The sequence below is a fragment of the Bizionia sp. genome (assembly GCF_048259285.1).
In the GTDB taxonomy this organism is placed as follows: domain Bacteria; phylum Bacteroidota; class Bacteroidia; order Flavobacteriales; family Flavobacteriaceae; genus Algorimicrobium; species Algorimicrobium hallyeonense.
Window position 1 is genome coordinate 1 of sequence record NZ_JBLXHU010000086.1, and the last position, 5,676, is coordinate 5,676.

Consider the following 5,676-nt stretch of genomic DNA (forward strand, 5'->3'; position numbering starts at 1 on the left):
TATCAACCATACCTCTATCAATAGGTTGCACCACAGCAACACCAGCATTGAAATCAGCGTTTTGATTTAATTTTTGAAATGCATACTCAACAAAGGCTCTTAAAAAATTACCTTCTCCAAATTGTACAACCTTGATTGGATTCTTTTGTGATAAACCAAGGTGCTCTCTATTTAATACGTTTAGTTCTTTTAGTTCTGACATAACTTATTTAATTAAAGTCCAAATATTTTAGGTAACCAAAGGGTTAACTGTGGGAAATATGTAACCAAAAACAAGGCTACAATCATTGCTAAAAACAATGGTAGTAATGGCTTCATTACTTTTTGAATTGTTGTTTGCGCTACTCCAACACCAACAAAGAGGACGGATCCAACTGGTGGCGTACAGAGTCCGATACATAAATTAAGTACCATGATGATACCAAACTGAACAGGATCCATACCTAAACCTGTTACTACAGGTAAAAATATTGGAGTAAAAATCAATACAGCAGGCGTCATATCCATGAAAATTCCAACGAATAATAAAATTAAATTGATGATTAAAAGTATTACTACTGGGTTGTCACTTATCGCTAATAACGTTGAGCTTATATTCTGTGGAATATTTTCATAAGACATCACCCAAGACATACTCATAGACGCTCCAATAAGTAACATTACAACCGCAGTTGTTGCTGAAGAGTCTAATAAAATTTCTGGTAATGATTTTATATTGATTTCTTTGTAAGCAAACCCTAAAATAAGCGTATAAAGCACTGCAATTGCCGACGCTTCTGTTGCTGTAAAAATTCCGGTTACAATACCACCAATAACAATAACTAGTAAAAACAAACTTGGTAAAGCGTCAACAAACGTTTTAAAAACTTCTTTTAATGAACTACGTTTTCCTAGTTTATATTTTTTCTTTTTAGCCCAAAATGAAGCAACAAGCATTAAGAATAAACCTGTTAAAATTCCAGGAATATAACCTGCTAAAAACAGAGCTGCAATAGAAACACCACCACTTGCTAATGAATATACAATCAACACATTACTCGGCGGAATAATTAATCCTGTTGTGGCAGATGTAATATTTACAGCAGCGCCAAATTCTTTAGAATAACCTTCTTTTTCCATTTCTGGACCAAGAATACTTCCCATTGCAGAAGCTGATGCCATTGCAGAGCCAGCAATTGCTCCCATTAACATAGCGCCAATAACGTTAATTAATGCTAAACCTCCTGGTAATGCTCCTACTAGTGTTTTTGCAAAAGCAATGAGCCTATGCGCAATACCTCCTTTATTCATGAGCTGTCCGGAAAGAATAAAAAACGGAATTGCTAAAAGCGCAAAACTGTCTAATCCTGTTCCCATTCGTTGAGAAACCGTTGTAAACGCAGGCATTGCAGGAATACTAACTAACATAGTTAATACAGATGAAATAGAAATACTCCAAGCCACAGGTGTTCCTATTGACAATAAGCCAATAAAACTAATTACTAAAACTAAAATAGGTATATAATCCATGGCTATTTAATATTTTTAATATCTGAAATTTTGTAAAAAATGATTAGTAATCCGCTTAATGGAATAGCTAAATACACCAATGCTAATGGTATTTGTAATGCAGGTGAATGCTGATCTAATACATAAGTGATATACACTAATCGTAATCCTCCAACAACCATTGCAAATAAGGCAAATGAAATAATTAAAATGTAAACGATTAGCTTAAGTTTTTTTTGTGTTTTATTGCTTGAACGAAGCGGAAGCACATCTATAGCAACATGCATATTTCTTCCTGAAACATAAGCTGCTCCAAGTATTCCTAACCAAATCATTAAATAACGTGCTAACTCATCAGTAAATGAACTTGGCGTACCCACAACAAATCGTGTAAATACTTGCCAAATTACATTTACCACCATAACTCCCATAATGACAATGAGAATATTTCCTAAAACTTTATCTATTTTTTCTCTCAAAGTCATATTACTGGGTGTTTTTTATTCTGTCTATTAAACTTTTCATGTCGGCATCTTGACCATAATGTTCATACACTTCCTCAACCTCTTTAGAAAACAATGTTTTATCAGGTCTTATCACAGTAACTCCAGCAGCTTCTACGGCATCTAAAGCTTCTTTTTCTGCATCTGCCCATAAAGTACGTTGATAGGTTACCGATTTATCTACAGCTTCTTGTAACCACGTTCTTTCTTGTTCAGATAAATCATTCCAAATATGTGTTCCTATAATCAATACATCAGGTAAAGATGTATGCTCATCTAAAGAATAGTATTTACAAACCTCATAGTGTCTTGACAGGTAAAAACTAGGTGGATTATTTTCAGCTCCATCAACTACACCTTGTTGTAAAGATGTATAAAGTTCTCCCCAAGAAATTGGTGTTGCCGAACCTCCAAGACTTTTTACCATATCCATAGCAGTAACACTTTCCATTACTCTAATTTTAAGTCCTTTTAAGTCTTCTGGAGAATTTACAGGCTTGTCTTTTGTATAAAAACTTCTACTACCTGCATCGTAATAGCCCATACCTTTTATCCAATACTTGGTGCCTTCATCTAGCAATTCTTTTCCAACAGGACCATCTAAAACATTAAATAAATGCTGTTTATCTCTAAACAAAAATGGCAATCCGAAAACTTTAGTTCTTGGTGCAAAATTTTCCATCACACCAACAGATACTTTAGTCATATCTAAACTTCCTATTTGAAGTAATTCTATACATTCACGTTCTGTACCTAATTGCTGACTTGGGTATATTTCCAACTGCATTTTCCCGTCAGAAATTTTGGCTAAATCTTCACCCATTTTAACCATGGCTTTATGCACAGAATGATTAACATCTAAACTATGTGCTAACTTTATAGTGCGTGTATCGCTAATGGTATTACAGCTTGAGTAAAGCGCAAAAACCATAACATAAGTAAGTACTGTAAAAAGTCGTTTCATAGTTATTGTGTTTTTATGGTCTTAATTATATCCAATGCATTTTTAACATTGGTTTCAAGCGCTTTAAAATCGTTATTTGCGATAATTTCTTTTGAAATTAGCTTTGATCCCATACCTACGCAAGTTACACCTGCTTCAAACCAAGCTTTTAAATTTTCTTCGGTTGGTGCTACGCCTCCAGTTGGCATAATAGATGTCCATGGCTGTGGTCCTTTGATTCCTTTTACAAACTTTGGCCCATAAACATCACCAGGAAATAATTTCACAACCTCACAACCTAACTCTTCTGCTTTAGCTATTTCAGTAAGCGAGCCACATCCAGGAGACCATAATACTTTACGTCTATTACAAACAACAGCAATATCTTCTCGAAGTACAGGCGTTACAATAAAGTTAGCGCCTAATTGCATGTATAATGACGCTGAAGCAGCATCTGTAACAGATCCTACGCCTAAAATCATTCCTGGTAGTTCTGCAATAGCGTATTTATTTAGTTCACCAAAAACTTCGTGAGCAAAATCTCCTCTTGAAACAAACTCCATTAATCTTGCTCCACCATCATAACAGGCTTTTAATACCTGCTTACAAACAGCAATATCAGCATTGTAAAACAAGGGAACTAGCCCTGTTTCTTTCATAGTTTTTGCAACGTCTATTCTTGTATATTGTGCCATAATTATATGCGCTCTAATAATGTTTTAAAACTGTTTACTGAAAGTTGAATTAACTCTTGTGCAGATTGCTCTTTAGTAATTTGAACAAAGGCAATAGGCATTACAGTAAACTTATTCTTTTTTATATTGTTATTTGCTGAAAGTACAATGGCTGCATCAATACTACCATCGTTTATTTCATCTAGATATGTATCTTCTTTTGAAGTATCATCAAACGACTGAAAAAGCATAACGCGATAACCTGCCTTTGATGCCGTTTTTTGAATTTCGTATAACGTATCGCTATACCATTTATCATTTACTTGCGGCAATATTACAGCCACAATATTTGATTTGCTTTTTCTTAAAGCAATGGCATTTTTATTAGGAACATAGTTGTTTTTTAAAGCAATATCTTGAATCAGTTTTTTGGTTTCAACATTGATATCAAACCTATCGTTTAAGGCTTTTGAAACCGTAGAGGTTGAAAACCCTGTAATGTGCGATATTTGCTTTAAGGTCATCATATACTATCTTGATACTTTTCCGGTAGCGTTTCCGTTTACCATATTTTCTACTTCTTGTACAGACACTAAATTATAATCGCCAGAAATGGTATGCTTTAAGCAGCAAGCTGCCACAGCAAAATCTAATGCTTTTTGTGTATCAGACTTATATTTTAATAGTCCGTAAATTAATCCACCCATAAAAGCATCGCCACTTCCTACTCTATCAACCACAGGCGTTACTTCTTTTACTGCGGCATGATACAAGCCTTTTCCGTCAAACAAAACACCACCAATACGTTGATGAGAAGCACTCACAGAATAACGCAAAGTTGTTGCTACGGTTTTTAGGTTTGGACAGATTTCAAATATTTTTTCATACAACACAGGAAGCGAAGCTTCGTCTTGATAGTTCGGAGACACCTTATCTTTGCCTAACATAAAGTAAGCAGTATCTATATCTCCTAAAATGATATGACTGTATTTTAAAAGCTCTGGCATAACGTCTTTAGGTTGTTTACCATATTGCCAAAGTTTTGCTCTGTAGTTTAAATCACATGAAATGGTTAATCCCATTTTATGAGCTGTTTTTACAGCATCTAAACATGCCTCTGCAGCACTTTCTGAAATTGCTGGTGTAATACCGCTCCAATGAAACCAAGTTGCATCTTTAAGTATCTCTTCCCAATTAAAATCGTCTTTACTTGCGGTTGCAATAGCACTATTGGCTCTATCATAAACCACATTACTACCACGAGTTCCTGCACCTGTTTCTAGAAAATAAATACCTAAACGGTCACCTCCTAAAACAACATTATCGGAACCTACATTAAGCTTTCGCATTTCTTTAAGTGTGCAAGCTCCTATTTCGTTATCAGGAATTCGTGAAACAAATTCTGAAGAAATTCCATAGTTCGCTAAAGACACTGCTACATTAAACTCGCCACCACCATAAGAAGCCGCAAAGAATTTCGCTTGCGAAAACCTCAAATGTCTTTCGGTAGACAATCGTAACATTATTTCTCCAAATGCAACTACTTTATTCATTTTTTACTAATTTCATTATTTTAAAAAATCTTCACGCTTTGGATTAAAAACATCTACCAGCATGCCTTCTTCTAGGCAGACAACACCATGCATAACGTTTGATGGCACAAAAAAAGAATCACCTTCTTTAAGAATTTTCTTTTTGTCATCAATAGTCACTTCAAATTTACCACTAGAAATGTATGTGGTTTGTGTATGAAAATGATTGTGCATTTGACCTACACCATCTTTTTTAAACTTTACATTAACCATCATCATTGTATCATCGTAACCAACAATTTGACGGCTAATTTTATCTTCTAAAACTTCCCACTCTATCTTATCTTGCTCAAAAAAAACAGCTGCGTCAGACATGCGTTTCTAATTAAAAATTAAAATATTCTTTGGCGTTAAAATAACTGATGTCTGAAACGATTTTACCAATCCATTCCAGCTCTTCTTTTGGCAACTCACCACGTTGAATTTCGTCTCCTAAAAGATTACAAAGCAAACGTCTGAAATACTCGTGCCTTGGG

Annotated in this window: 8 protein-coding genes and 1 pseudogene; all 9 read right to left on the minus strand. The window is 34.7% G+C overall.

Translation table 11 applies throughout. The features are described 5' to 3' along the window. Positions 1–202 (minus strand): annotated as a pseudogene (locus ACN0QX_RS15270) (tagaturonate reductase); the annotation flags it as partial. Positions 203–213: 11 nt separating this feature from the next. After that, positions 214–1,509 (minus strand): TRAP transporter large permease, encoded by a 1,296-nt coding sequence (locus ACN0QX_RS15275; RefSeq protein WP_131505833.1) that lies wholly within the window; start codon positions 1,507–1,509, stop codon positions 214–216. Between the two features lie 2 nt (positions 1,510–1,511). Then, positions 1,512–1,973: a TRAP transporter small permease gene (locus ACN0QX_RS15280; RefSeq protein WP_131505834.1), complete on the minus strand. Its 462-nt coding sequence runs from the start codon at positions 1,971–1,973 to the stop codon at positions 1,512–1,514. A gap of 1 nt (position 1,974) precedes the next feature. After that, the gene (locus tag ACN0QX_RS15285; RefSeq protein ID WP_343796494.1) at positions 1,975–2,955 is read right to left on the minus strand and encodes a TRAP transporter substrate-binding protein; all 981 of its coding nucleotides are present in this window, start codon (positions 2,953–2,955) and stop codon (positions 1,975–1,977) included. Positions 2,956–2,957: 2 nt separating this feature from the next. Further along, positions 2,958–3,629 (minus strand): bifunctional 4-hydroxy-2-oxoglutarate aldolase/2-dehydro-3-deoxy-phosphogluconate aldolase, encoded by a 672-nt coding sequence (locus ACN0QX_RS15290; RefSeq protein WP_131505836.1) that lies wholly within the window; start codon positions 3,627–3,629, stop codon positions 2,958–2,960. A gap of 2 nt (positions 3,630–3,631) precedes the next feature. Continuing rightward, on the minus strand, positions 3,632–4,135 hold the full coding sequence (locus ACN0QX_RS15295) for a LacI family DNA-binding transcriptional regulator (RefSeq protein WP_131505837.1): 504 nt from the start codon (positions 4,133–4,135) through the stop codon (positions 3,632–3,634). 3 nt (positions 4,136–4,138) lie between these two features. Then, a complete protein-coding gene (locus tag ACN0QX_RS15300) occupies positions 4,139–5,161 on the minus strand; it encodes a sugar kinase (protein WP_343796490.1) in 1,023 nt (340 codons plus the stop codon). Positions 5,162–5,176: 15 nt separating this feature from the next. Further along, complete coding sequence (locus ACN0QX_RS15305) at positions 5,177–5,515, minus strand: cupin domain-containing protein (RefSeq protein WP_417198180.1); 339 nt, start codon at positions 5,513–5,515, stop codon at positions 5,177–5,179. Between the two features lie 10 nt (positions 5,516–5,525). Then, positions 5,526–5,676: glucuronate isomerase (locus tag ACN0QX_RS15310; protein WP_417198181.1), on the minus strand; the 151-nt coding region annotated here is incomplete at its 5' end.

Excerpts from the sequence above, each read along its gene's own strand:
- ACN0QX_RS15280 (WP_131505834.1), bottom strand. The coding sequence starts at position 1,973 with ATGACTTTGAGAGAAAAAATAGATAAAGTTTTAGGAAATATTCTCATT.
- ACN0QX_RS15295 (WP_131505837.1), bottom strand. The coding sequence starts at position 4,135 with ATGATGACCTTAAAGCAAATATCGCACATTACAGGGTTTTCAACCTCT.
- ACN0QX_RS15290 (WP_131505836.1), bottom strand. The coding sequence starts at position 3,629 with ATGGCACAATATACAAGAATAGACGTTGCAAAAACTATGAAAGAAACA.
- ACN0QX_RS15285 (WP_343796494.1), bottom strand. The coding sequence starts at position 2,955 with ATGAAACGACTTTTTACAGTACTTACTTATGTTATGGTTTTTGCGCTT.
- ACN0QX_RS15305 (WP_417198180.1), bottom strand. The coding sequence starts at position 5,515 with ATGTCTGACGCAGCTGTTTTTTTTGAGCAAGATAAGATAGAGTGGGAA.
- ACN0QX_RS15275 (WP_131505833.1), bottom strand. The coding sequence starts at position 1,509 with ATGGATTATATACCTATTTTAGTTTTAGTAATTAGTTTTATTGGCTTA.
- ACN0QX_RS15300 (WP_343796490.1), bottom strand. The coding sequence starts at position 5,161 with ATGAATAAAGTAGTTGCATTTGGAGAAATAATGTTACGATTGTCTACC.